This window comes from Flagellimonas hymeniacidonis, assembly GCF_008040165.1.
In the GTDB taxonomy this organism is placed as follows: domain Bacteria; phylum Bacteroidota; class Bacteroidia; order Flavobacteriales; family Flavobacteriaceae; genus Flagellimonas; species Flagellimonas hymeniacidonis.
In genome coordinates this window covers 1,688,049-1,715,032 of record NZ_VRUR01000001.1, presented here as the reverse complement: position 1 = coordinate 1,715,032, position 26,984 = coordinate 1,688,049, and the positions used below count along the sequence as shown (strand labels likewise).

The following is a 26,984-nucleotide window of genomic DNA, read 5'->3' as shown; positions in this document are numbered from 1 at the left end:
GAAGGTTTAAAAATGGCTTAGTTTTTAGTATATTTCAGTAGAAAAGGCTGACATATTAGATTATCCACATACCTATATTTTATGTGATATGACGGTGAAGCATTCAAACCAAAACAGGAAATGAGTATCCTTAAGGATTTACCGGACCTTATTGAGGCCGGTATTATTACCGAAGACACAGCGGAAAAAATCAAAACCTACTATAAAAGTAAAGGAGACACTTCTGTAAATCGGCTTTTTATTGTTTTTGGAATATTGGGTGCCGTTTTAGTAGGTCTGGGCATTATTCTAATATTGGCCCATAATTGGGACGAGCTGTCAAGGACAACAAAAACGTTTTTTGCGTTTTTACCTCTTATAGTCGGGCAAGTACTTTGTGGCTACGCACTTCTTAAAAAAAATGATAGTATAGCTTGGAAAGAGAGTACGTCTGCTTTTTTGTTTTTTGCTATTGGTGCCAGCATATCATTAATAAGTCAAATTTATAATATCCCTGGTAATCTAGATTCATTCATACTCATATGGATGTTACTCTGTCTTCCTATAGTATACATAATGAACTCCTCTTTTACCTCCCTATTCTATATTATAGGTATAACCTATTATGCGTGCGAAACAAGTTATTGGTCCTATCCTTCAAAAGAATCCTATCTCTATTGGTTGTTACTCTTGGCATCCTTACCACATTATTATCAGTTATTCAAGAAAAAACCTAAAAGCAATTTCATGACCTTTCATAATTGGGTCATTCCTTTATCTGTGCTAATTGTATTGGGTACACTTACCGATAAGGAAGAGGAATTAATGCTACTTGCCTATTTCAGTCTTTTTGGATTTTTCTATTTGATTGGGAATCTAGACTTTTTTGCCAAACAGAAAACCAGGAGCAATGGTTATCGACTGCTAGGTAGCCTTGGTATGGTTGTATTGCTAATAACCTTAAGTTTTGATGGGGTTTGGGAAGATTTAAGAAGACATAAATACATATTCAAAGAGGTTATTATAGCACCCGAATTTATAGCGTCTATACTTATAACAGTATTGGCCGGTTGGATGTTTTATCTGTACCAAAAAAACAAATCCATTGAAGATATAAAACCACTGGCACCAATGTTTATAGTATTTGCGATAACCTTTATTATTGGGATTTACTTTTCGTTTGCTGTAATACTCATCAACCTGTATGTTCTCGGAATTGGTATTCTCACCATTAGAAATGGTGCAAGACAGAATCATCTCGGTATATTAAACTTTGGCCTGTCCATTATTGCTGTGCTGGTTATCTGTAGGTTCTTTGATACCGATTTGAGTTTTGTTATCCGAGGAATGTTGTTCGTATTGGTAGGAGCAGGTTTCTTTGTTGCAAACTACTGGATGCTTAAAAAAAGAAAGATAAATGAATAGCAAAAAAGTTATATTTCCAATATTCATTCTTGTTGCTTTAGCTCAATTATCTGTGCCTTCCAAAATGATATGGGATAGAGAAGAGGTATTGGAAAACGGAAAGGAATTTAAATTTAAAACGGCTCCCATTGATCCCAGTGATCCCTTTAGAGGTAAGTATATTGTTTTACGTTATGATGAGACTACTGTAGAAATCCCAAAGGAACATGATTGGGTTCGTGGAGAGGATATTTATGTTTCTCTTATCAAAGACAAAGAGGGTTTTGCCAAAATAAAGTCCATTTCAAAAGAAAAAATAAACGAGAATGAAGATTTTGTAAAGGCGGAGGTTAGTTTTGTAACCTCCTATGAGACTTCAGAATTGACTATTGAGTATCCTTTTGACCGATTTTACATGGAAGAGTCAAAAGCCTATGACGCAGAATTAAGCTACACAGAATCACTGCGTGATACAACTAGTGTCACCTATGCATTAGTAAGCATAAAAAATGGTGACGCCGTGTTGAAGGATGTTTTAATTGATGGCATTCCTATAAAAGAGCTCGTTAAAGCCAAAAAAGAGACTGAAAAACAAGATTAACTCCTTCCCCTACTAAAAAAACAGCTCCGTTCTTAGAATGGAAAAAGTTGCTATACCAAATATTTTACAACAAGTCGAGGCAAGCTGCTGTTCCATATATCCAAATAACCCTTTCGTCAATTAGATAAGAATCCCACCCTTGTTTACTTCTATTTTTAAAAGCATCAATGCTAAAATAGTGTTGACTATCCTACGCTTACGATTAAAAATTGGTCCCAAATGCGAATTTGTATTACCCGTTCTCAAAAACATGCTTATTCCGAAACTTTTATCCGTGCCCAAATCAAAATCCTATCAGAACTTTCAAATGTATTTTCTATTTATGGTGGACGATTTCCAGAAAGAAAGGAGGACGGATCTCTGCTTAATCCACAACTTTTTTGGATGGCGCATAAAATTTTGAAAATCTTCCTTGGAAGAAACAACTTTTTCAGTAATTATGGAGTAAAAAGACATCTCAAAGAAAATAAGGTAGATGTGGTGCTAGCCAATTACGGGTTGTCTGCCTCCCATATGGTTCCTCCTTGTAAAACACTCAATATTCCTTTACTTGTAATCTTTCATGGTCATGATGCATCGGATAAAAAACTCCTACGTGAATACAGAAAAAAATATCAAAAATTATTTGCTTACGCTTCATTTATAATAGCGGTTTCGGAAGAAATGAAAAAAAACCTGATTGCTATTGGTGCGACGTCTTCTAAAATTAGGGTAATCCCATGTGGGGTTGACACTCTAAAATTCCGTCCAAATAAGAACCCGCACAAAGAAAAAAGACTTCTTGCAGTAGGGCGTTTTACAGCAAAAAAAGGACCGTTATATACTATTAAGGCATTCCACAAAGTCTTGCAAAAATTTCCAAAGGCCACCCTTACTATGGTTGGAAAAAAAACTGGTCTTTATGATGATTGTGAACAGCTTGTAAAAGAACTCAAAATACATAAATCAGTTATTTTTACCGGAGTTTTGGAGCAAAACAGAATTTCCGACCTAATGAAAGCTTCAACTGCATTTGTTCAACACTCAATTACTGCTCCCAATGGGGATATGGAAGGGTCTCCTGTGAGCATCGCAGAAGCAAGTGCTTCTGGACTTCCCGTTGTAAGTTCCCTTCACGGAGGCATAAAGAATCTTGTACTTCACGAAAAAACTGGATTTTTGGTAGAAGAGACCGATATAGATGCCATGGCAAATTACATCATAAAAATATTTGAAGACGCCAATAACGCTAAAGAAATGGGGCATAAAGGACGTAAGCATGTGGAAGAAAACTATAATCAGAAAAAACAATTGCTAAAACTATATGCTTTAGCGCAGAAGGCAATCAATAATAATTGACAACTTTAACTTTCAAATTTTAGCTTTTGATGAGAATTTGGGTTGTTCATTTTTAGGCGACCTGATTCTGAATAGACCAACGAATTTTATCCTTAAGTCCATAAAAAAAGGTCTCCTTCTGGAGACCTTTCGGTTGTTCTTAAATTACTGTGCTAATAAAAAGTAGCACGCTTGTCCTCAATTTCAGAACCGTCTTTTAAAGCATTATAGACTGCGCTATTTACTCTGTTGGATGCATTTGCTTTTAAGGTATTGGCATAGGTACTAAAGTTTTCCACCTTGGGTGCCTCTTCCTTTTTAATAACCTTTAGCATAAACACTCCCGTTTCACCTTCAATCAAGGTGGAAGTGGCATCTTGAGCCAATGCAAATGCTGTTCCTACAACCAAAGGCTCTCTACCAGCTCCTGGAATGGTAGGAGATTTCATGGTCAACGCGGATGCATTGGATTGGGTCACATTATTATCCTTTGCAAAATCTTCCAAAGATTTTCCTTGATTTGCACTAATAATTTGTTGGGCCTTACGTTCCTTTCTAATCTTAGGCAACGCACTTGAGGAAGCATCCTCTGGTGTCATCAAACCTTCTTTGTATTTTTTTGTAAGCTGCACTACTGCATATCCGTTATTAATGTTGAATCGCTTAATATCCCCTACTTTGGTATCTTCATTAAAAGCCCATTGTACAACACCACGCTGTGCTGAAAGACCTGGAAGATTTTCATCCATCTCCTTTATCTTATTTACAGGTCTTATGGTGTAACTGGCTTCCTTTGCAATATCACCAAAGTTTTCTGGTTCTGCATCGATAGCTGACATTTCAAATTTAGTCGCATCCGTAAACAAGGTATTTATGGTTTCTTCAGACGGTTCAACTTCTCTTGAAAGCGTCGCTATCTGAACAATATCTTGTTTATCATCTATTTTAATGACGTGAAAACCAAACTGTGTTTCAATCAAGTCAATTGTTCCAACGCTATTTGAAAAACAAAAATCGTTAAAAGCATCGGCCATAACTCCTTCTTGGAAATATCCTAAATCTCCACCTCTTGGTGCAGAAGGTCCATCTGAATTATCACGAGCCAATGTTGTAAACACAGCATCTTCTTTTTTCGCTTCAGCTAAAATTTCCTTGGCTTTGGCTTCTGCTTCTTCCTTTGTTCTTGTAATGCTTGGATTGGCACGCTCTGCACCTTCCCAAGTAAACAAAATATGGCTCGCCTTTACGGTTCCGTTCGCCTTTCTATCCATCATTTTGGAAACTTTGAAGAAATCCCCATCACGATATGGTCCGTATAGCTCCCCTACCTGCAACGTCATTAAAGTATCTGCAGCTATGGCCGGTAAATCCTTTTTGGCTTTGAATATGGTATCGAACTTGGCATCTGAATTTCTATCCAAGAAAGCTGCCATATCATTTGTGTTTCTAAAACCAGGAATAGTGTCGGTTGTATCGTTTTCTTCTGAATACTCGACCGTATCGTTTAAAAGGGCAGTCACTGCATCTTTTATTGCGTTTTCATCTTCCAAGGACGCTTTTTCTTCAAAATACACAAAGCGAATATCTCTGGACTTCTCTTGCTTGTAATCGTCTTGATGTTCGTTTATATATGCTTGTATCTCGCTTTTGGAAACTTGGATAGTGCTATCTGCAACGGTGTTATAAGGCACACGCACATATTGAATATCCACTTTTTCATTTGCCATTTTATAATCGAAAGCACCTTCAGAAAGTGTAGCTCCTACTCCTCCTTTAATTAGGTTAAAATACATGCGTTCCTTTGCAGATTGAATTATCGTTTTCTCATCTTGCAACCAGGCATCATAACGTAAAGGGTCGTTAGCTTTCCAGTCTGCAATGGCGTTTTTAAAAATCTCTGCATTGAAAAAACCATTTTCATCCTGAAAATCTGGAATTTGTGCGTACCCAGAGGTTTTTACAAACTCTATAATTTGATCGCTCTCCACATCGATCCCCAAGTCTTCAAATTGTTGCCCTAGTATCGCTTTTCTTACTTCCTGATCGTACACCTGGTTTACCAACTGCGTTGAGGATAGGTTTGGGCCAAATCTTCTTGAGGCATTCTCTACCTCTTTTCTAAAATCATCAATGGAAACATTTTCCCCATTTATTTCTGCCACAGCAGAACCTACTTTGTTCCCTGCAAAATCGTTGCTGGTAAACACTCCAGATATTACAAAGGCAAACAAAGCCATACCGATAATTAAAATCAGTACCGTTGTTCGTTTTCTAATATTCTCTAATATTGCCATTTTACTGCTTGTTTTTCTATATTTTCAGTGGGCGAAAATACCATTTTCTTTTCAAATAGGAAAGTCTAAAAAAGAACGGAAACTGTTAATCTTCAATGAGAACCTGCACTTTGACCAAATCAATTTTTGTGCTGGAGACTTCCAAAACATGAAAGATAAAACCGTCAATTTTTATTTCGGAGTCCTGCTCGGGAATTTCTCCGGTCTCATTCATGATCAAACCACCCAAAGTTTCGTACTCATCACCCTCAGGTAGCTCTAATCTATAGTTTTCATTAATGTAATCTACCTCCAGACGCGCGGAAAACTCATATACATTCTCACTTAACTGTTCTTCGTGTAAATCTGTAGAGTCGTGTTCGTCCTCAATTTCACCAAATAATTCTTCTATAATGTCTTCCACCGTCATAATTCCTGAGGTTCCCCCATATTCATCCAAAACGACTGCAATACTTTTGCGTTTTTTGGTAAGCACGTTAAGAATATCTTGAATGAGCATAGTCTCTGGCACAAACTCCACTGGAAGTAAAATACTTTTTATGGTTTTTGGCTTTTTAAAGAGCTCATAGGAGTGTACATAACCAATAATCTCATCTATGCTCTCTTTATAAACAAGGATTTTGGAATATCCTGTTTCTGTGAACAGTTTGGTCAAATTTTTTGGGGTCTCATCAATTTCTACTGCAGTAATTTCTGTTCTGGGCACCATAACCTCCCTTGCTTTTACTGCTGAAAACTCTAGGGCATTCTGGAATATCTGAATTTCCGAATCCACCACATCTTCTTCCTCTACCGTTTCCATTTGCTCTGTGATATAATCTCCCAGTTCCAATTTAGTAAATGCCAATTGCACCTCATCGCCTTCTGTTTTAAAAAACACACGAAGAATAAAGTCTGAAACTTTGATCACAAACCACGAAATAACAGAGAATAGTAGGTAAAAGAAATAAGCGGGTAGCGCAAAAAACTTTAATAATGTATTAGAATATATTTGGAAGAGCACTTTGGGCAAAAACTCAGCTGTTAGCAAGATAATTAGGGTAGAAATTATGGTTTGCGAAAGTAACCTGAAATCTGTCAACAATACATTTAAAAACTCTGAGGTGGTAGGCAAGAGCACTTGAAACCATTCCATGAGCACATCTCCCATATAAAACCCATAGATTACCAATGCTATGTTGTTGCCAATAAGCATGGTTGCTATAAATTTGGAAGGCTTTTCGGTGAGCCAGGTCAACACCTTTGCAAAAAAGCCTTCTTGCTTTTTTTCAATTTCAATATGAATTCTGTTGGCGGAAACAAATGCGATTTCCATTCCGGAAAAAAAAGCCGAAAACAGTAAGGAAAGAATTATAATGATCAAAGACGCGTCCAAAAACTACTGCTGTTGATTATCTTTTTTTCGTTGCTCAAAACGCTGGCGGTATTTTCTTCTAAAAAGAAACATAGCGATGGAAACCACAGCAAAAAATATAAAAATATAGGTTTCTTTTGGGTCAATACTCCATAGCGTAACAACTTTGTAAATAGAGATTACGGCTACGGCCAAGTACAAATACTCCGTATATCTTAAAAATTTAATCATATTATTCGGTTTCTTTTAAGGTCATAAGACCATAGGTTTTGTGTGCATTAAAGAAGCTAAAATCTCTATTAAAATCCATTCCTTCTCCATCCATTACAGTACCATCCTCTGGATTTGTATAGGTGAACTCTTCTTCTGTAAAAATCCAATTGTTGGTTCTATCAAAAAATAGTTGAGGGGTCTCTAATTTTTTACCGTCATGACTTTCTATTACAACATTGCCTTGAAGGTCTATTAAATTGGTTTGAGAATATACAATGCCATAGTCTGCTGTAATTACACTCTTTTGGTTCTTTTCATCGAAAAAGTCAACCTTTAGGCCCTCTGGAAAGGTGCGGAACTTGAAATTCTGATTGTCAAAATCTTCGGTAATAGGGCTTGTTAAAATTGCTATTATTTTAGAATTGGCTGAATCTTCTGTGCTCATTTCCTGCTTTGTCTCCGTATAGGTCAACGTGAAATTCTGAGCTACTCCTTGTGGAAAAATAGGTTTTACAGCTTCTTCCCCAACCCGTTTATAATTGTCCTTACAGGATATAAAAAGGATTGCCACGGTAAAAACCGTGGCAAAACACTTTAAATTTATTATCGATGTCTGTTTCACTCTACAAACTGGGCACTTTAACGCTACCGCCTACCCAACATTTAAAGGAAATTGTTTTTCCTGCCATTCCAGAGTTGAAAATCATAGTCTTATCTGGCGCTTTTGCATTATAGCTGGATGCAGACTTACTTGCACGTCCACTTAAAGAAGGATCTACTCTACCTGCTTTTCTTGCCATCTCTGCAGCTTTCCAGTAAATTGCTCTCTTTTCAAATGCTGTGGTTCCGCATGCATTTGCACTACCAGCATATAAATTAGCAATCAACAAATATGCTTTTCCATTTGAGGAATTGGCATTTATAGCTTTAAGTGCATAACTTCTTGCCTGAGACTTACTACTTCTTCTTACCGTAGTAGCAATTTTGTAAAGGATATTGGATTTTCTATATGGATCCGTCTCCAATTCCACAGCTTTGTTAAAGTCAGCAATAGCTCCTTTACTATCACCAGATTTTTGTTTTAGTACCCCGCCATACATATAAGCATCGGCAGAAGGATCTAAGGCCAATTGTGCTTCGAACAATTTTCTAAACATGGGGTCATCGGTACATTCTTTAGAGAACATTCTTCCTACAGCGCGCTTTACCCAGCTTACATCTCCTTTTTTAGCTTCGTAGCTTTTCTCGTAAAGTGGGATTAGATTTCCGCAATCTGCAAGTGCACCTAGTTTAGAATCTATACTTCCGGCAATTTTACCATACGATTTTGAGTTCGTGGTAGCTGCCTTAAGCTGTCTTTTTTCTTTTGATGTTAATGTTCCCAAAGAATCTTTTGGAAGTAACTTGGTTACTATACCAGTTAACTTTTTATTTTCTTCCTCAACCTTTTCCGTTACATCATCATATACATCAAATACCTCTTGCAAATCTTTCTTTCCAGCTCCGTGAAGGTCAACCAGACTTGAGAAGTACAGATAAAGTGCTTTTGGGTTTTTAAAGTTTTTCCTATCTCCCTGAAAAGCTGTTCCCAACATATCATAGAGTTGGTCATCTGAAGCCATTTTATTGTCATAGGATAAAAGTGCCTTGTCGATTGCAACACCAGCTTTGCTGAATTTGTTTGGGAAATATTTTAGACTGTTGTCATATAACGACATTAAATCCTGAATATATCCATCCTTATCGGTCCCTGAAGAATTCTTGATTTTGTGGGACAGAATTTTTTCCCCATATGAGAAATTTGCCTTGTTTATATCAGGACAACTTTCATAAACCATTTTCCACGGTTCGTACGCCGCATCGTAGTTTTTAACTTTTGCGTGTTCTGCATAAATGGAAAGATTGGTCATGCACTCTGGATTTTGAGCCTGAGCCATACTTAATCCCATCGACATAAGGATCGCTATCATCGTTAAGTAGTGTTTCGTCTTCATCTTACTAATTTTAAAGTGGTTAATGTACAAATTTTCATGAAAAAATCATCTTAATGGAACAGATATCAATGGTTATTTATTGATATTTAGTTAAAACTGCCATCAATTTATTTTTCTTTTAATAAACCATTTGTCGTTTAAGGATAATCCCACGTTGATTTTGAAATAACTTTCTTCGACCAGGTTTGCATCTGTTGTACCTCTTCTTCCCGCCTCGAAACCTAGGTTTAGATTTGAAAATGAATTGCCCAACGGTAACCCAAATCCAAAAGTTATGCCAAGATTATTTATCTCCTTATTATTTACCTCAAGACCTGTTGTATCGTAGCGCAATCCGGCCCTGTAGGTAATTCTTTTAAAATAATTGGAAAGTGACCTATAATCCGGAATAAAATGACCTCCAATCGCAATAGTATTGGCATCATTATATACCACGTTATCTATTCCTAAAAAATCGTTTCGAAAATCACTGAACTTTTGAAAGCTATATTCGCCCCCAACGAACCATTTTTTATTTTCACCTAAACCCAATCCCACTGTAGTTCTTGTTGGTATTTTAAGTTCTGTGTTTCTTAAATTAACGGCATCTAGGTCTACATCAATAACTTCAATTTCCTGTCCATTAACAAGGGAGAAAGAACCTAAGCGTTCTGTATTCTCTGAAGTCAGATTTACTTGGGTATTGACAACCACGGAGGTGTACAAAGTGTACTTATCTTTTATCGTTGGGTTATAGTTGACGGCATAATTGAAATCATAGCCATTGATTCTGGATTCCCGCCTGTCCAACGTTCCAAACTGAACATTTTCAACACTTTGGATTCTCTGGTATTCTAACCTTCCAAAATTAAAATTTACCGAAGCTCCAAAGCTAAGGTCTTTTATGGGTTCAAAACCAACGGAGAGATAGGCCCTATTTAAACCTCCTTCTCCAGCAAATACATTGGTAATTGTTTCATCAGCACTTACATCTGTAAGATTGTACCCAACAGAGGAGAAAGGCATAAGCCCGAATCCCATTCCCACATTTTTGGCAATTGGAAAACCAATAGATAGGTAATCTAAATTGGTTACACCAACATTTTGTTGTTCGGTAAAGCTCTTTAATCTGAAAGCTGTATGTGAAATTCCAGCAGTATAGGTGGTCAATTTTAATTTGGAATATGCTGCTGGATTGGTAAGATTGATATGTATACTGTCTCCATACATACTTAGCCCCCCCATCATCTGATTTTCAACCGTACCATTATTTCTTAGGTCTCCTATCCCAAAATATGAATATGGTGATATGGTACCGTTTTGCGCAAAAATGCCATAACTAGCTACGCAAAAAAAAGCAATCAAAAATTTCTTAATCATCTAGCGTTTGTTGTATTCCAGCAAGTAATTTAGCCCCTCCAAGAGAAATTTAGAATTCGCAAATATGGTATTTTTTAGTCGTTTAGCAAAAAAATGGGAGTCGCCGCCTGTTAAAATAACTGTTAAATCTTGAAAGCGAGAATTATACTGACTTACCACTCCATCAATTTCTTGGGTAACTCCGTTGATTACACCACTATCCATGCACGTTTTAGTAGAGTTCCCAATAAAGTCCAGAATATCTTCAGGTTGAAGAAGCGGGAGTCCTGCAGTTTGATTGTGCATCGCCCTATATCGCATACGAATTCCTGGTGAAATGGCACCACCAACATATTCACCAGAGTCATTTATCATATCATATGTAATGCATGTGCCAGCATCAATAACCAATGTATTTCCTCTTGGGTTTTTATAAAACGCAGATGCCGCAAGCGCAATGCGATCCATCCCAAGTGTTTGAGGGCTTGCATAACTGTTTTTAAAAGGTACTTTGGACTCACTGGTTAGCACATGTACCCTACAAAAAAGCGAAACAATATCTCGTTCTTTTCTTTCTAAAGGACCGACTGAAGAAATTAGCGCATGGTCAATTTTAGGGTATAACTCAAACAGCTCTTTCACTTTTGATAAAAATAAACCCGACTCTGATCCTTGATCAAAAAGCAGCGTATTGTTTTCAAATACGGCATACTTTATTAGCGTATTTCCTATGTCGATAACCAAGTTCATACTGCAAAGGTCGAGAATTGAAAAAAAACCATTGCCTTTTTTCAAGTTTTTGTTTGTATATCCTAATTTTGAAATTATATTTGCACCCGCCTTAGCAAAAGGCTTTGGAAGGTACCTTAGCTCAGTTGGTAGAGCAACGGACTGAAAATCCGTGTGTCCCTGGTTCGATTCCTGGAGGTACCACAAAAAAACCGGCTAAATTGCCGGTTTTTTTGTTTTATAGGCGTAGTATTATTCTTAATAATTTCATAAATATAGAAATCGAATAGCGATATAGGCATAAAATATGAAACTAACTCTTATATTTAGCCAATCTAGATTAATTTTAAATAAAAATGACCGAAGACTTATTAGAAAAGGCAAAAGAGTTTGAAAACAGAACTTTGAGTCATATGTCCACTAGCGATCGAGTAGCAGCTTCAAGAGAGGCTAAACAACTTATACTTTCAATTAACGAAATTTATAAAGAGACGAACGATTCCAACTTAATGGATGTAATGAAGCGTCTTACCGAAAAGAAGCGTAAAATAGAAAAGCGTTTAAAGGGTACTCCGCTAGTATAATTTGATTCTGCTTAATCAAAATTACCTATTGCAGCCAATCAGGGGTTTTTCTTGGATTTGAAAAAAGTTCCTCCCACTATTAGTGCAGCAGAAATAATCATTACATTTTTTATTATATACTGCCCTTCCAAGGTTGGCAGTAAATAGTTTCCATTCTGAAATGTCACTTCTGGTAAAAACACCAAAGGCATAAAAGTACCTATCATCTGCAATAATAATAGGGCTATCGCAATTCGGGTTGTGTATTTAAATAAAAATGTAATTCCGATTATAACCTCCCACCAGCCAATCACGGCCAACCAAACATCTGTTTCCCCAAAGGGTAACCATGCCACCGTTGCTTTTAAGAGATCTTCAGCTGCAGACAATCCAAAAGGCTTTAAAATCCCAAACCAAAAAAATATGATAGCAAAAGAAATCCGGATTGCAGGGATTCCCCATTTCCGCATTCCTCCTGCAATATTTTGATCAACGTCTTTATAATCCATAGTTCATTCCGTTCCCATAAAATTAGACTTCAAAAACCAAAAGCTTCAAAAAATCTATGGAATTCTGTTACAAATACCATTTACGAAGTAATTTTTACCATTTATATCTTTTTCCCTGCAACTAACAAAAATGTAAAATTATAAGCCAAACATTTCTGTACTTTCGAAAGGTAAATCAGAACCTCAACCAAAAACAAATACTTTTAAAATGAACACTATAGAAGAAAAAATGGGCTACTTATTTTGGTATTTTGTAATCACCTGCTCCGTGTGCTCTCTTATCAACAGCCTATATCATTTTATGTTTTAAAAGTAAGGGCCAGCATGTACATGCTGGCCCTTACTTTTTTAGGTAAACTCAACTCTTATTGCATTTCTTTAATCTGCCTTACCATTTGATTGGTGAATCCCCATTCATTATCATACCATGTCATTACTTTAAGTAAATCTCCATCTACCACCTTTGTCATTGCCAAATCTACTGTTGATGCATAGGGACTTTGAATGATATCTGAGGATACAATAGGTTCATTTGTAGTGTCTAAAACATCAGCATATCGGTCTGTTTTGGCTTCTTCCATCAAAATTTGATTTACTTCTTCTACGGTTACAGGTCTTTCTGTAACAAAAGTCATATCTGAAATTGATCCTACCGGAACCGGTACACGTATCGCAACTCCATCAAACCTGCCTGCATATTCTGGTAAGGCCTTAGTAGTTGCAATTGCCGCTCCTGTAGTCGTCGGAATCAAATTCTGGGCGCCAGCCCTCCCCATCCTAAAATTCTTTTTTGAAGGTGCGTCTACCATTCCTTGAGATGCCGTATACGCATGCACGGTGGTCATAATGGCTTTTTTAATACCAATTCTTCGACCCAACACTTCAACCACTGGGCTAATATTGTTTGTGGTACAACTAGCACATGAGAATACATTGGTGTTACCATCTGAAGTATTTACCCCATGCACAACTGTTGGTGTATCTGCACTGCTTGTTGGAGCCGAAATAATTACTGTTTTCGCTCCTGCTTTAAGGTGACGCTCTGCATCCTCTCCCTTAGTAAAAACTCCAGTACTCTCAATTACCAAATCCACTTGGTTTTTGCCCCACGGAAGGTCCTCAGGGTTTCTAACGGATGTATATTGGATTTTTTGCCCGTCTACAATTAATGAATCCGATTTGTGGGAAACCTCCTTGTCATATACGCCATAAACTGTATCGTATTTTAATAAATATGCTGTATTTTCTATGGATACAATATCATTTACTGCCACTACTTCCAATCCTGGAGTTTCATTGATTACTTTCAATGCAGCACGGCCAATTCGTCCCATTCCATTTATTCCTATTTTCATTTTTGATGTTCTTAAGTTATTACTTGTTTTTAAGTTTCATTAGTCTGAAAACTGCCTATTAAATTACAAAGCCTACAGCCTTAAAGTCAATAAATATTTATAGCTCTGGGGAGCATTACCAAACAGATTCTACCCTCTTAATTTTTACATTTTTAATGGAAAACTCTGGGTCCAAATTTTCAATAATCAATTGATTATATGCTTCGTTAGAGAAAATTTGTTCAGTCATTGCATATTGGCCTTTGTCAATAAAAATTTCTATAGACGACCAATCCAACAAAATCTTCACTTCATATTCACCTTGTGACAAATGTGTTATTGGCATAAAGTGTTTTTTATTACCAAATTCTGCTTGGAAGTTCACCTTTCCAGATTCCATTCGGTTAAGTAAGAAGGCATTGTTCTTAGCGTCCATAACTAATTCCAAAGTCTCATCCAGATTGTTTTTAAAAGTCAACCTATAATCTTTGGAAGTTGTGGTGAAACTAATTTGAGATTGATTTAATCCATTAGTATTTATGGTCTCTGTGGCCAGATTGGATACATTTAAGCTTTCTACTAAAACCTCTCCGGGCAATTCAAATACTTGCTTTAATGGGTAATTAGTTAGTAGGTATTCTTCGTCAATATTTCTAAGAGAAAGTTTTCTAGGCAAAGTCATGGCACTTCGCCATTTTTTTGTTGGTGTGTCTCTGGCATAATCCCAGTTGCTCATCCAGCCAATAAAGATACGGTCGTCATTGGGCACATTATTGTAGGTTACCCCTGCATAATTATCTGTACCATAATCTAGCCATTTAGGTTCTTTTTGGTTCGACACAAATTTTTTACCATCAAACTCTCCAATAAAGTATTGCGTGCCACTACCACCATTAGGAGCACCAGGATTGATACTTATGATCAGTACCCATTTTTCTTCTTCTGAGCCCTCAACTTTTAAAGGAAACAAATCTGGGCATTCCCAAACTCCACCATGGGCACCTTGCGTTTTTCCAAAATCACTCAAATATTTCCACTCTTTTAGATTTTTGGATGAATAAAACTTCGCATGATCTCCCGCCACTAAGGATAAAATCCAGTTTTCCGACGCTTCATGCCAAAAAACCTTTGGATCTCTAAAGTCCTTTATTCCATTATTGCCAATGACCGGGTTATCTTTATACTTGACCCAGGTATCACCGTTATCCAAACTGAATGCAATTCCCTGGGTTTGAAAATCTGTCCTTCCAGCCTTTTCCCCTTCCATATCATGATATGTAAAAATAGCCACTAAAGGAGTCTCCCCTTCCTTAGCAAATCCTGAGGTGTTATTTTTGTCAACCACGGCACTACCAGAAAATATCAGCCCATTTTCGTCGGGGTACAACGCTATGGGTTTATGTTCCCAATACACTAAATCCTTAGAAATTGCATGCCCCCAGTGCATAGGACCCCAAACAATATCTTCTGGATAATACTGATAAAACAAATGATAAACTCCATCATTGTATACCAATCCATTAGGATCATTCATCCATTTTTCTGGAGGGGAAAAGTGAAACTGGGGTCGGTATTCTTCAGTGTAATTATCTGCTATTGGATTTTCTCTCTGCTGCTTCTCTACTTTTTTCTTGCAAGCAAAGAACATGCATAATACTAAAATTGGAAGGATTATTCTTCTCATTTCAATTGAATACTAATTTCATCTTCAAGGTAACAAAATCTATTTCAAAATATACAAAACAGTATCTTTATAGCCCATTTAAAGCATGGCAAAACATCTTAGATCTACTATTCATTTAATGGACATGTATTACTTAAGAAGGCTTACCATGAGTTCTTAAAGGAAAAGGTTAAAGCTGAATGATACGCGATACTTGAATAAATAGAAAATGTATAATTATAGTAAGTATTGCAAAACCATACTGACGAATACTAGAAACTTTTACACCCCTCAAATCAAAGCCCATTGCATATCAAAAACAAGAATCTACTCTTAATCTTTACGCGTAATCCTGAGCTAGGTAAATGCAAAACAAGACTTGCCGCCAAAGTAGGTGATACCGCTGCCCTGGAAATTTATAAATTCTTATTGGAGCATACCGTTTCCATTACGAAGGGTCTTCCGGCCCAAAAACACGTTTATTATTCCGAAGCCATTTGGAAAGATGATATTTGGGACAATGATGATTATCACAAGGAACTACAACTTGGACCTGATTTAGGAACGCGTATGCTGAACGCTTTTCAAAAAGGGTTTAATGCTGGATTTGAAAAAATCATTGTTATTGGGAGTGATATGTACGATCTTTCACAAACAGATTTGGAGGCGGCATTTGCAGCACTTAACAATCATAAATATGTAGTTGGGCCTGCAGAAGATGGGGGTTATTATCTTTTGGGTATGACTTCTCTAAAAAAAGAACTGTTTGAAAACAAGACTTGGGGAACAGAAACGGTTCTTTCAAGCACGATGGAAAACCTAAAAAACGATAACTATTTTTTGTTGAAAGCTAAAAACGATGTTGATCATTATGAGGACATTAAAGATATCGATGCTTTTCAACGCTTTCTAAAACATTTATAAAGTAATGACTAAAAAACAGCTAAACGAGTCCGTTGAGTATTTAAAAAAGAAAGGCTTTGATACCCCAGAAATTGGAATTGTACTGGGCACAGGATTGGGCCAATTGGTAGAGGAAATTGAAAATTCCATCGAAGCCCATTACAATCATATCCCATATTTTCCTCTTGCTACCGTGGAGTTTCACTCGGGGAAACTGATTTATGGAACCATAGGTGACAAAACCGTAGTAGTGATGCAAGGTCGGTTTCATTTATATGAGGGATACGATTTTCTAGACATTACCTATCCCATTCGTGTAATGCATCAATTGGGAATTAAAAAACTATTTGTTTCCAACGCCGCTGGGGCCATCAATCTCGATTACAAGAAAGGAGATATCATGCTGATTGAAGACCATATTAATCTTCAAGGGGGATCCCCTTTGGCTTTTAAAAATGTGGCTGAGTTTGGTGATCGCTTCGTGGATATGAGCGAGCCATATGATTTAAATATGCGCAACAAAATTGAAGCTATAGCAAAAAAAGAGGGTATTACACTGCAGAAAGGGGTTTATGCTTCTGTTGTTGGGCCACAATTAGAAACCAAAGCAGAGTACCGTATGCTTAAAATACTGGGGGCCGATGCTGTTGGGATGAGCACTGTTCCTGAAGTGATTGTTGCCAATCATTTGCGCCTGCCCATTATGGCCGTTTCTGTTTTAACCGATGAATGTGATCCAGATAATCTATTGCCAGTAAACATTGCAGAAATTATTGAAATAGCAGGGAAAACAGAGCCCAAAATGATCAAGTTGTTCAAAGAATTGATGAAGGAAATTTAAAACAAGCAATTACATGGCAATAAGGAAGATTGTCAATAGTTTTTTGCAAAATTTTTGAAAGGTTGGGCACATCTTTCAGACTATCCAGTTAATTCTAAAGTACATCTCAAATCTAATTGCTTATGAATCTTATTTTGCATTTGCTATTTGGAGCCCTAATTCTGTCATGTAATGGAAAGGCAATAGGTCCACAAATAACGGAATCCAGCAAAGAAGAAATTGTTGTGGCGGATACTACAAAATCAATCGAATTAGAGCTAAATGAAACTTTGCCAGAAGTTATTTCTTCAGATACCATCAAAATTTCCAAAACAAAAGAATCACAGAGTAATCCTCAGGCGGAGAACATGACTCCAAAAAAGCAGGTGAACATTGCTGTCACATCCATCGATCATAGTGTATGGAATGATTTGCTCAAAAAATATGTTGATGAAGATGGCAATGTAAACTACCTCGGGTTTAAAAATGATATGACCCGTTTGGAAACCTATCTAGAATATTTACAGCAAAAAGCCCCATCGTCTGATTGGGAAAAGAATGAAAAACTAGCATATTACATCAATCTATATAATGCGGCCACAGTAAAATTGATTGTCGACAATTACCCCACAAAAAGCATCAAAGACATTCCAAACCGCTGGAAGAAAAAATGGATTGCCATAGGCAAGAGCACTACATCATTAAATGATATAGAGCATGAGGTATTGCGTAAAATGAATGAACCTAGAATTCATTTCGCTATAAATTGTGCCTCATATTCATGTCCCAAATTGCTAAATGTAGCATTTACAGCTAAAAGTATGGAGCGCCTGCTTTCTAAAGCAACGGTCGATTTTGTAAACGATAAAAAAAGAAATCGTTTTGAAAATGGGGTTGCCCAACTTTCCAAAATTTTTAAGTGGTATAAAAGTGATTTTACCCAAGATTCTTCTTTACTGGAGTACATTAATCCCTACTTGGAAAATCCCATTGACAAAAAAGTAAAAATTGAGTATTTGGACTATGACTGGAGCTTAAATGAAGTCAAATAAAAACAATACCATTAGCATTATAATTCCCGTTTTAAACGAGGAAAACTATCTGGGAAAGATATTAACGCACATAGCTCAAACAAGTTCCACAAAAAATATTGAGGAAATCATTTGTATAGATGGGGGTAGCTCAGATAAGACTGTTGCCATAGCACAGCAATATGGTGCCAAAGTAGTTCAATCTAAAAAAGGAAGAGCCAGACAAATGAACTTAGGGGCAAGGTATGCCACGGGGAATACACTCTACTTTTTGCATGCAGACACCTCCCCTCCACAGAATTTTGATTTAATGATATTGGATGCCATTGAACAAGGTCACGAATCTGGGTGTTTTAGAATGCGATTTGATACTAAGAATCCTATTTTACGCTTTTTTGCGTGGCTCTCCAGAATAAACCATACGCTTTGCAGGGGAGGAGATCAATCCCTATTTATAATGCGTAATTTATTTAAAGAAACAGAAGGGTTTAATGAGGATTACCTAATTTATGAAGACACGGAATTTATACAACGCCTTTACCGTAAAACCTCATTTAAAGTTCTTCCGGATCATGTGATTACCTCAGCCAGAAAGTACCGGGAAAAAGGATGGCTAAGAGTACAGTTCCATTTTGCAATGATTCATGTAAAAAACTATTTGGGCGCAGGTCCTGATGAACTCTTTCAATACTACTCCAAGCATATTCTAAATGCATAAGGTCTAATCTTCTATTTCTAAATCAGCATAATCCTTCAGAATTCCACTTGTGAGCCAGTTTGCAAAGGACTTTTTATCTGAACGAACTGGAATACCTGCTTCACCAGAAGTTTTGGAAGTACTATTTATGGTCAACAAGCTAACGGCAGGTAGTGTGTTCTTTGCCAAATAAAGACTGTTCTTATCCTCAAAAACCATCTTACTATTTTTAAAGGAACGGTTGGATACACTGTGTTTCTTAAAAACTGTTTGAATATTTTCTGCAAGGCGTTGTCCTTTTTCACTCTTATTATGATGATATACCGCAACATCCATATTCCCATTTTCTATAAGGCCATTTGCTCTAATAAGTAGAAGTCTTTGGTATTTTCCAGTATTCTGAAGGTAGCGTTTGTTTATAGTTTCAACATACCACCCCATTTTTTCCACTTCTGTCAAAGGCACACTATTCGTGAGTTTTTCATCCTTGTCTTCTATAATAAAAACTGTGGCTCCATGTACCATAAGTTCTGCCGCCAGGCTTTTTGTAATACCACTTACAAACTTGTTTTCCGTTTTGGTCTGGTCTTCGGCAATCAAATAATACACAGCATTTTTGAGCGTATTGCTTTTATGGGACATCTTGGCTAGCTCTGTATTGAATATTGGTTTCTCAGCATCTTCAGATACTTGTACCCTCACCCCAGTATTTTTAAAGGAATCCTCCGCATTGGGGATTTTATATTTCCTCCCTGCATGCAACATGCTCCCATCTTTTATGTCCTCAGTATTTAATGTGATAAACGTTTCATAATATTTAATCGGATCTAATCCCTGCTTTCTGAGGATAGAAAAAATTCCATCTCCTGGTACAGCCGTAACGGTGTAATAATTGTCTTGGGCAAACAGCTTAAACGACATGCTTGCCCACAATAAAATTGCTGGTATTAATCTCATAGTAAAATGGTGTTGCAGGGGTGCACTGCAAATATGGTGAAAATCGATGAAATGCAAAAATCATCGATGAAATACATTAAAAATATTGCCCAATTCCAAATACTATTCCCTTGGAAGCCTCATTGGTAATACCATGGCCGTAATCTATTCTAAAAATGGCATTGAAAATCTTCTTATGCATAAATCTAATGCCAATCCCCGGATAAATTCTTAAATTCTGGTCATCTCCAAAGTCACTAAAATCCCCTCCTGGGTTTCGCCAGGATCCTCCGTCCACAAAAACGTTGCTTTGTAATACAAACCAATCTTTGTCGATAAGGGTATGCCTGTATTCGGTATTCAAAACGATTGCAGCTGTGCCTCTATCAATGGTGTTTCCCACACCACGAATATTAAGGTTATTGTCTACAGCAAATGGTGCAAATGGAGTATCCAAATTACTGGAGAGTCCTAAACGTAACCTACTAGCCCAATTGCCTTTTTGTCCAACTCGTAAATAATATGCAAAATCATTGAATCCAATTGCAAACTCTGGCAGTTGCTCATTTGCACTATTTACATATTGAAAATTAAGGGTGCTCTTGAAACCAGATAAATACTGATAGTAATACTCGATACCATCGTAATTGTAAATGAATTTATACAAGTATTTGTTTACGTTTAATGTCTGAGGCACTTCTGGATCTGTTGTTCCAAATAGGTATTGATAGTCTTCGGTAAAAAAGTTGATTCCCAGTTCTACCCTATGCCTAAAATTTATTTCATACAGTCCTAAAATCTCAAAAGCTTCGTTATTGTATTTATAATCCGCAGTTCCATTATCCAAAAATACAGGCTCTTGGGTGATTAAGTCCTGATAACTGATGGCGAGGCCCAATTTATTGCTAAAAAGATACGGTGCTCTTAGGTGTGCTCCAAACGAATTAAAAACATCCCTTTGATAAAAACCTCCCAGCGTTATGTTATTCCCTAATACATTGAACTCCTGCAAGCCCACCCTAAAGGCAAATTCGTCATTATTGGAAGTATAGACACTTGCAAACGGGATAAGCGTAAAATTCTCTTCTATTCCATAAAACACATTATATTGACCTTCTTCGTGAGCGGGGAAAACTTGAAAATAAGCGTGGGATACCGAAGGTAAACGCTTAAGCCTGTATATATCTTCTGCAATAAGTGAAGAGTCTAAATCCATACCAGCTTTAAGTCTGGTAATCTTTTTTATAAAGGAAGTCTTTGTTCGTTTGTTCCCTTGAACTTTTAAATCCGCTACCTTATTTTGACCATATGCCGAAACCATAAAAAAGCAAAAGAGAATGGTGGCAGCGGTACGTATCATGAACTATCCTTACTGGACTAAAATTTGGATTCTTGCAATGTTGTATAATGTTTACGAATTACAGATTCGGCTGGTTTGTTTTGTGGGGTAAACCTATTGTCTTTGGACCCTCCTGAAACATCATGATGGATAAACCATTTCCAAACAAAACCTCCTGCAAACCAATCTTCCTTCCAAAATTCATCAAAAATCGCCTGGGTTGCATCTGCTTGAGCTTCCAAATTCACATCCATATCATTTTGATCCACCAACCAAGGTTTTTTTGCTGTATAATCCATACTCCTATAACCAAACTCTGTAAAAAGTATTGGCTTCCCATTAGTTGTGGCTATTTCCGCCAACTTCGTTTTCCAGGGTTGCCATCCAGATTTCAATTCTTCCATTGTTGGAAAGCGTTCTGTTGATAGGGGAAAATATGCATCCACACCAATGTAATCCAGTTCTTTCCAAAAAGGTGTTCTTTTGTATTCATCCCAATTGGCAGCATATGTAATTTTACCGTGATAGATTTTTTTTACTTCTGCAATTAAGTCATGCCAATATTCAGGTCTATTCTTTACAAATTCTTCCAATTCGGTACCGATGCAATACATTTCAGATTTTGTTTCTTCCGCCAATCTTGCATAGGCTAAAATAAATTTGCTGTAAGAATCTTCTAGAGCCTTCCAATCTTCTTCCGACTTCATCGTCATATCTCCTGTAAACTCTCCTCGCCAAACCCAAATTTGAGGCTTCAACATAATTTTAACTCCATTCTTCTGGAGTAGTTCAATGTATTGTTTTGCGCCTCGTCTTGTTTCTCCATACCATTGTCTATCTGTATCAAAAATAATATTGGGCGAGTTCAGGTTTCTCGCAAAGCCGAAGGGCATTACTGCAGCATAATTGGCATTTACCCGCAGGACGGGATCTACATGCGCTTGGTCAACAGCGTCTCTGGATCCAACAAAACTTACTCCATTAATCTTTTCAGCATTTTGACTGCTACATGAAAACTGGAGTAGGCATAAGCATAGGAGCCCTAATCTTTTCATAGTTAAAAAATTAAGACTCCTAAAATACTCTTTTATGTCTTTGGGTCTATAGCACAGCCCGTAATCCTATGTTAAATGTTTGCCCTAACCCAGTATCATTACCTCTTACAAAGTTGGTGTACAACAATTCAAGGTTTAAAGGTTGTGATAATTGAAACTTAACCCCACCACCTACAGCAGTGAAATTTTGCGTAAAATCATTACCCAAATCAAGAAGTTGTGAGTGTTGCACTAATCCTAATATGGTGAAGTTAGACGATGGAAAATAACTTAGAAAGAGTCCTGGTGTTAACCGAAGACTATTATTTGCAAAACTCTCATCCTTATCACCAAAATTCACTTCACTATTTAATTCACTGAACAACTGCCATTTATCCCCAGGAAAAGTGTAGTCATAGAAAAAACGGTTTTGCCATATAAATCCATTTTGGTCAAGGAAAACCCCATTTTCTGTTTCATTATCCACTAAAGGGATAAAAAATGCACTCTGAATAGAAAAGTTGTTCACGTTCTTAAACGGAGTGAACTTCACGGCTGGAGCAAAGGAAGTCAACCCTGATCTGGCAGAGCCTTCTTCACCATCAAAAGATAGAAAATCAAACACTCCTCTTCCACCAGTAGTATTAGATCTAAACTCCAGTAGCAGCCCTAAATTTACACGTTTGTTTTCGCCTACTCCAGTGAAAATATCCAATGTTGACGTAAAGAAAACATTCCGAGGGATATCACCGCTAAAAGTGTCCTCTGTCTCTGTATACAAATTGTTGAACCATTTAATGTCCCACTGTCCCTTACCAATTAATTTTGATGGCGTTAAATTTTGAATATTACTTCCAGCTGGATCATCTTGAGAAAATCCTGATAAAGAGAACATTATGATTCCAGCAAATAGGATTCCGTATTTTATTTTTTTCATGATTGTTGTTTTTACTTTTTTATTTGGTTTCGTTCAAAGTCCAGTCGTAAGGGTAATATCCTACTTTAGCACTGGAGTCTATTTTTTCTTTTCGGTATTGATTTACAAAATCTACCAAGCTCTTTCCGCCTTGTATAAAATCACTTTTATACCATTCAAAAATTTGGGAAAGGCTTACTTTCTTTCCCTTCAGTCTTATAAAATTGGAATCGTTCAGCGACAATTCGGTTTGTTTCTGTAATTGAGCATCTAAGGTATTAGGTAGATAAGCACTATTAATTATCGGAGGGCAACCCAGCCCGGCACAGACAAGTACGAAATGAAATCTGGCTTCTTTAGGGAAATTTGCTCTCAGTAACTTATTTTCAATATCATTTAAAGTGGTGTTCTTTCCACCAATATCATACGTTATCTTATCAAAGAAACCTGCTTTATCCAAAGGTGATTTTATGGGGTAGTTATCTACAATTCCTTTTATTACGGACAAATTGTACCCATTGATCCAAAAGGCTTGGTACGTTTTCGCATCGCTTTTTGATATGGAAATTGTCTTAGCCAGATTTAAAAGCTCATTTAAACTCTCTGGATTTGCTTTAATTTCTTTATAAGCAACTCTCCCATTCTTAACATAGGTTTTAAAAAAACCATCTGCCTTACCGAAAAAAGTAGCAGTATCTTGTGAAAAACCAAACTGGAAAGCAATAGCCAATAAAAAAGTGGTTAGTATTTTTTTAGAAGTCATTTCTTAAATTTTTAGTTGTTAAAACTGCTGCTTCTGTCGAATGCTTTTTTTGCACCATACAGCACTTTTAACATTTTATGATTTATTTAAGGTTTTAATAATCAAATACTTAGGCGTTCGCATTTATGGAGTAACCTTACAATAATCTTTAAAATTTAAATTCTTTCTAAATTAAGGGCTCGTGTTAAGTTCCTATATTTAGGGACGACACATTAGCCACAACCAATACAATCTCATGGAGAACATTGTTATTATCGGAAATGGTATTGCAGGAGTTTCTGCAGCAAGACATATCCGAAAGCTTTCAGATAAGAGAATCATTATTATTTCTGGGGAAACAGATTATTTCTTTTCAAGGACTGCCCTAATGTATGTGTATATGGGCCACATGAAGTTTGATCATATTCAACCTTATGAAAATTGGTTCTGGGAAAAGAATAGGATTGAATTGGTAAGAGGATATGTGACCAAAGTTAACCCAGAGGAAAAACAATTACAGATTGATGGCTCCAGAGCTATCACCTATGATAAACTAATTGTAGCAACTGGCTCCAAACCCAATAAATTTGGATGGCCTGGTCAAGATTTACATGGGGTACAAGGACTCTATTCAAAACAAGATTTGGACCTTTTGGAAGTGAATGCACCCAATAAAGAGGCCTGCAAAAGAGCTGTGATCGTTGGTGGTGGTTTAATTGGTATTGAGTTGGCAGAAATGCTACGAAGCAGAGATATTCCGGTGACCTTTTTGGTTAGAGAAGATAGTTTTTGGAACGGGGTTCTTCCTAGTGGAGAATCAAAATTGATAAATGAACATATTTTAGATCACCATATTGATTTACGGCTCGGTACAAACCTTAAAGAAATCGTTGCAGATGATGATGGAAGAGTCAAATCTGTCATAATTGCTGAAACTGGAGAAGAACTTGTATGTGATATGGTTGGACTTACCGCCGGCGTAACACCAAACATCGATTTTCTTAAAGACTCAGGAATTGAATTGGGTCGCGGCGTTAAGGTGAACCGTTTTTTAGAAACGAATGTTAAGGATATTTATGCCATTGGTGATTGTGCGGAACAGCATGAGGCTATTGGAAATAGAAGACCCATTGAAGCTGTTTGGTATACCGGAAGAATGATGGGCGAAACAGTAGCTCAAACCATTTGTGGAAACAAAATTGAATACAAGCCAGGACATTGGTTCAACTCAGCTAAATTCTTGGATATTGAATACCAAACCTATGGCTGGGTCTTTTCTGAAAGAGGAATGAAAGAATATGAACAGCACTTTCACTGGAGACATGCCGAAGAAAAGGTATGCATTACAATAGCCTTCAATAAGGAAAATAATCAGTTTTTGGGAATCAACACTTTTGGTATTCGCATGCGGCATGAGGTTTTTGACAGGTGGTTAACCCAAGAAAAAGATGTTGATTATGTTATGGAACATCTTATAGATGCCAATTTTGATCCAGAGTTCTATAAAAATTATGAAACTGAGGTCGTTTCCAAATACAATGCGGATTTTGGAAAATCCATCAAAATGAAAAAGAAGAGTTTAAAAAGAATATTTGCAATTGGTTAATGGTTGTTACCATCAATATAAATCTTAAACAACTTTTACCATTCAACTTTGAATAAGAAAATATGAGCACTTACGACAGAAGCATGGCCCTAACGGGTCAACCACCAAAAGAACTAAGTAGAAACCAAAAAATAGCGACCCTAATCGGCTTATCTGGTTTGGCGATCATTTTGTTGGCTGCTTTTAACGTTGATTTTCCAAACAAGGCGCTTTGGTTGAGTATTTCTTTGGCAGCCATTACCTCTGGAACAATTTGGTTTTCGTGGGATATGTATTCCAAAAAAGAACCAGGAATTAAGAATGATGGCGTTTGGTTCAAATCTATCTCCAGCAAAGGTTTTTGGGGATGGATTGCTGGTATTTCCTTAACCTCGTTTTATATTATCCTTTATTTCTATCCAGAGTATTTAGGCCTAGTTCAAAAAGGAGATAATACTGGTGTTATTGGTTTATTTGACCCATTGAGCAGAGCATTAAGTGGCAACCCGGCCAGCCAATGGTTTGTTTATGGAACGCTTTATACTGTTGCAATACTTGCATTTGGTATAAAATTTATGTGGAAGTATCGTCATAATAGATATGAAAGAATACGCACCATGAGTGTGATGTTCTTTCAAACAGCTTTTGCCTTTATTATTCCTGAATTGATGGCAAGATTGAACGGAAGTTCAGTCTTAAATGGTGGTAGCCTACCTTATTATGACCTTAAAAATATGTGGCCTTTGAATTATTACAATTTTGAAGGATATCGTATTAAAGGTTTTTTAAGCTCCGGTGATATTGGTTTTGCTCTTTTGATTTTTGGCGTCCTTTCTATTTTTGTTATCAGTCCAATTCTCACATACAAATATGGAAAGCGCTGGTACTGTTCATGGGTTTGTGGTTGTGGAGGCTTAGCTGAGACTGCTGGAGATTCTTTCCGTCAATTAAGTGATAAAACTGTAAAGGCCTGGAAAATTGAGCGTTGGGTAGTGCATAGTGTAGTTGTTTTTGTAACCTTAATGACCACAGCGGTCATTTATTCATATTTGGGCAATGATACCAGTAAATATTGGTTGACCAAGAGTACTTTCTTAGTAGGTGTAGGTGTTTTATTGACTTCCGTTTTTGCTTTGGTCATGATTTTTAAAAGAGACCAGTTTCAAAAAGATGCAAAATATGGAGCCGCTGGTTATTTGGTTATTATTCTTGCTTTAATTGGTTTCCATTTTTTTAGTGGTGAAGGCCAAGTATTTTTGTTCAAATCAGAAACACTCCGTAAATCATATTCTTTTCTAATAGGAAGCATTTTCTCAGGTGTTATAGGCACAGGTTTCTATCCCATTTTCGGAAACCGTGTTTGGTGTCGTTTTGGTTGTCCAATGGCAGCTATTTTAGGTTTCCAGCAACGATTATTTTCAAAATTCAGGATTACCACAAACGGAGGGCAATGTATCTCATGCGGTAACTGCTCTACTTACTGTGAAATGGGTATTGATGTTCGTGCATATGCCCAAAAAGGTGAGAATATTGTTCGTTCCAGCTGTGTAGGCTGCGGTATTTGTTCTGCTGTATGTCCAAGAGGTGTTCTAAAATTGGAGAACGGACCTCTGCAAGGTCGTATAGACAGCAACCAAGTATTGTTGGGTAATGATGTGGATTTAATGACTTTGGTGAACAAAAAATAAA

General features: G+C 36.9%; 25 protein-coding genes and 1 tRNA gene. 11 read left to right on the top strand and 15 right to left on the bottom strand.

The window, feature by feature from the left end; all coding sequences use genetic code 11:
* Window positions 1–120 precede the first annotated feature (120 nt).
* The 3 genes from FVB32_RS07795 to FVB32_RS07785 all read left to right on the top strand — a co-directional run bounded on the left by FVB32_RS07795 (window position 121) and on the right by FVB32_RS07785 (window position 3,322).
* Window positions 121–1,404 carry a DUF2157 domain-containing protein gene (locus FVB32_RS07795; protein WP_147742845.1) on the top strand — a complete coding sequence of 428 codons (1,284 nt, stop codon included), beginning with the start codon at window positions 121–123 and terminating at the stop codon, window positions 1,402–1,404.
* A complete protein-coding gene (locus tag FVB32_RS07790) occupies window positions 1,397–1,984 on the top strand; it encodes a GDYXXLXY domain-containing protein (RefSeq protein WP_147742842.1) in 588 nt (195 codons plus the stop codon). Before FVB32_RS07795 ends, FVB32_RS07790 begins: the two co-directional genes overlap by 8 nt.
* Before the next feature lie 219 nt (window positions 1,985–2,203).
* Window positions 2,204–3,322 (top strand): glycosyltransferase family 4 protein, encoded by a 1,119-nt coding sequence (locus tag FVB32_RS07785; protein ID WP_147742839.1) that lies wholly within the window; start codon window positions 2,204–2,206, stop codon window positions 3,320–3,322.
* Between the two features lie 152 nt (window positions 3,323–3,474).
* On the opposite strand, the gene FVB32_RS07780 is transcribed toward FVB32_RS07785, so the two are convergent.
* From FVB32_RS07780 to FVB32_RS07750, 7 genes are all read right to left on the bottom strand, one after another.
* Entirely contained in the window at window positions 3,475–5,595 is a 2,121-nt protein-coding gene (locus tag FVB32_RS07780; protein ID WP_147742837.1) for a peptidylprolyl isomerase, read from the bottom strand.
* 85 nt (window positions 5,596–5,680) lie between these two features.
* Window positions 5,681–6,970 (bottom strand): hemolysin family protein, encoded by a 1,290-nt coding sequence (locus tag FVB32_RS07775; RefSeq protein WP_147742835.1) that lies wholly within the window; start codon window positions 6,968–6,970, stop codon window positions 5,681–5,683.
* Window positions 6,971–6,973: 3 nt separating this feature from the next.
* Window positions 6,974–7,180 carry a hypothetical protein gene (locus FVB32_RS07770; protein WP_147742833.1) on the bottom strand — a complete coding sequence of 69 codons (207 nt, stop codon included), beginning with the start codon at window positions 7,178–7,180 and terminating at the stop codon, window positions 6,974–6,976.
* Window position 7,181: 1 nt separating this feature from the next.
* Complete coding sequence (gene lptC, locus FVB32_RS07765; RefSeq protein WP_147742830.1) at window positions 7,182–7,784, bottom strand: LPS export ABC transporter periplasmic protein LptC; 603 nt, start codon at window positions 7,782–7,784, stop codon at window positions 7,182–7,184.
* 1 nt (window position 7,785) lies between these two features.
* Window positions 7,786–9,156, bottom strand: a complete 1,371-nt coding sequence (locus FVB32_RS07760) for a hypothetical protein (protein WP_147742827.1) — start codon at window positions 9,154–9,156, stop codon at window positions 7,786–7,788.
* A gap of 102 nt (window positions 9,157–9,258) precedes the next feature.
* Window positions 9,259–10,515, bottom strand: coding sequence for a hypothetical protein (locus tag FVB32_RS07755; RefSeq protein WP_147742824.1), 1,257 nt, complete (start codon window positions 10,513–10,515; stop codon window positions 9,259–9,261).
* Window positions 10,516–11,244 carry a type III pantothenate kinase gene (locus FVB32_RS07750; RefSeq protein ID WP_147742822.1) on the bottom strand — a complete coding sequence of 243 codons (729 nt, stop codon included), beginning with the start codon at window positions 11,242–11,244 and terminating at the stop codon, window positions 10,516–10,518.
* A 110-nt stretch (window positions 11,245–11,354) separates the two neighbouring features.
* On the opposite strand from FVB32_RS07750, the gene FVB32_RS07745 reads away from it, so the two are divergent.
* Window positions 11,355–11,427, top strand: a tRNA-Phe gene (locus FVB32_RS07745).
* A 152-nt stretch (window positions 11,428–11,579) separates the two neighbouring features.
* Entirely contained in the window at window positions 11,580–11,807 is a 228-nt protein-coding gene (locus FVB32_RS07740; RefSeq protein WP_147742820.1) for a hypothetical protein, read from the top strand.
* A 38-nt stretch (window positions 11,808–11,845) separates the two neighbouring features.
* On the opposite strand, the gene FVB32_RS07735 is transcribed toward FVB32_RS07740, so the two are convergent.
* The 3 genes from FVB32_RS07735 to FVB32_RS07725 form a co-directional block, all read right to left on the bottom strand.
* Window positions 11,846–12,295: a hypothetical protein gene (locus tag FVB32_RS07735; RefSeq protein ID WP_147742817.1), complete on the bottom strand. Its 450-nt coding sequence runs from the start codon at window positions 12,293–12,295 to the stop codon at window positions 11,846–11,848.
* Window positions 12,296–12,660: 365 nt separating this feature from the next.
* Window positions 12,661–13,650, bottom strand: a complete 990-nt coding sequence (gene gap, locus FVB32_RS07730; protein WP_147742814.1) for a type I glyceraldehyde-3-phosphate dehydrogenase — start codon at window positions 13,648–13,650, stop codon at window positions 12,661–12,663.
* 115 nt (window positions 13,651–13,765) lie between these two features.
* The gene (locus FVB32_RS07725) at window positions 13,766–15,313 is read right to left on the bottom strand and encodes a glycoside hydrolase family 32 protein (RefSeq protein ID WP_147742813.1); all 1,548 of its coding nucleotides are present in this window, start codon (window positions 15,311–15,313) and stop codon (window positions 13,766–13,768) included.
* Between the two features lie 285 nt (window positions 15,314–15,598).
* Between FVB32_RS07725 and FVB32_RS07720 the strand changes: the two genes are divergently transcribed.
* The 4 genes from FVB32_RS07720 to FVB32_RS07705 all read left to right on the top strand — a co-directional run bounded on the left by FVB32_RS07720 (window position 15,599) and on the right by FVB32_RS07705 (window position 18,764).
* On the top strand, window positions 15,599–16,216 hold the full coding sequence (locus tag FVB32_RS07720) for a TIGR04282 family arsenosugar biosynthesis glycosyltransferase (RefSeq protein ID WP_246139845.1): 618 nt from the start codon (window positions 15,599–15,601) through the stop codon (window positions 16,214–16,216).
* A 4-nt stretch (window positions 16,217–16,220) separates the two neighbouring features.
* Window positions 16,221–17,036, top strand: coding sequence for a purine-nucleoside phosphorylase (locus FVB32_RS07715; protein ID WP_147742811.1), 816 nt, complete (start codon window positions 16,221–16,223; stop codon window positions 17,034–17,036).
* A 122-nt stretch (window positions 17,037–17,158) separates the two neighbouring features.
* A complete protein-coding gene (locus FVB32_RS07710) occupies window positions 17,159–18,067 on the top strand; it encodes a DUF547 domain-containing protein (protein WP_246139844.1) in 909 nt (302 codons plus the stop codon).
* Complete coding sequence (locus FVB32_RS07705) at window positions 18,054–18,764, top strand: TIGR04283 family arsenosugar biosynthesis glycosyltransferase (RefSeq protein WP_147742809.1); 711 nt, start codon at window positions 18,054–18,056, stop codon at window positions 18,762–18,764. The genes FVB32_RS07710 and FVB32_RS07705 overlap by 14 nt, the downstream gene beginning before the upstream one ends.
* 3 nt (window positions 18,765–18,767) lie before the next feature.
* Here FVB32_RS07705 and FVB32_RS07700 read toward each other — a convergent pair whose 3' ends face one another.
* From FVB32_RS07700 to FVB32_RS07680, 5 genes are all read right to left on the bottom strand, one after another.
* Window positions 18,768–19,700, bottom strand: a complete 933-nt coding sequence (locus FVB32_RS07700; RefSeq protein WP_147742807.1) for an N-acetylmuramoyl-L-alanine amidase — start codon at window positions 19,698–19,700, stop codon at window positions 18,768–18,770.
* A 76-nt stretch (window positions 19,701–19,776) separates the two neighbouring features.
* Window positions 19,777–21,039 (bottom strand): BamA/TamA family outer membrane protein, encoded by a 1,263-nt coding sequence (locus tag FVB32_RS07695; RefSeq protein WP_147742805.1) that lies wholly within the window; start codon window positions 21,037–21,039, stop codon window positions 19,777–19,779.
* Between the two features lie 17 nt (window positions 21,040–21,056).
* Entirely contained in the window at window positions 21,057–22,073 is a 1,017-nt protein-coding gene (locus FVB32_RS07690; RefSeq protein ID WP_147742803.1) for a glycoside hydrolase family 113, read from the bottom strand.
* A gap of 46 nt (window positions 22,074–22,119) precedes the next feature.
* Complete coding sequence (locus FVB32_RS07685) at window positions 22,120–22,989, bottom strand: hypothetical protein (protein WP_147742801.1); 870 nt, start codon at window positions 22,987–22,989, stop codon at window positions 22,120–22,122.
* A 19-nt stretch (window positions 22,990–23,008) separates the two neighbouring features.
* The gene (locus FVB32_RS07680) at window positions 23,009–23,731 is read right to left on the bottom strand and encodes a DUF547 domain-containing protein (RefSeq protein ID WP_147742799.1); all 723 of its coding nucleotides are present in this window, start codon (window positions 23,729–23,731) and stop codon (window positions 23,009–23,011) included.
* Window positions 23,732–23,966: 235 nt separating this feature from the next.
* Between FVB32_RS07680 and FVB32_RS07675 the strand changes: the two genes are divergently transcribed.
* Both FVB32_RS07675 and FVB32_RS07670 read left to right on the top strand, forming a co-directional pair.
* The gene (locus FVB32_RS07675) at window positions 23,967–25,316 is read left to right on the top strand and encodes an NAD(P)/FAD-dependent oxidoreductase (protein ID WP_147742798.1); all 1,350 of its coding nucleotides are present in this window, start codon (window positions 23,967–23,969) and stop codon (window positions 25,314–25,316) included.
* 62 nt (window positions 25,317–25,378) lie between these two features.
* On the top strand, window positions 25,379–26,983 hold the full coding sequence (locus FVB32_RS07670; RefSeq protein ID WP_147742796.1) for a 4Fe-4S binding protein: 1,605 nt from the start codon (window positions 25,379–25,381) through the stop codon (window positions 26,981–26,983).
* Window position 26,984: the final 1 nt, after the last annotated feature.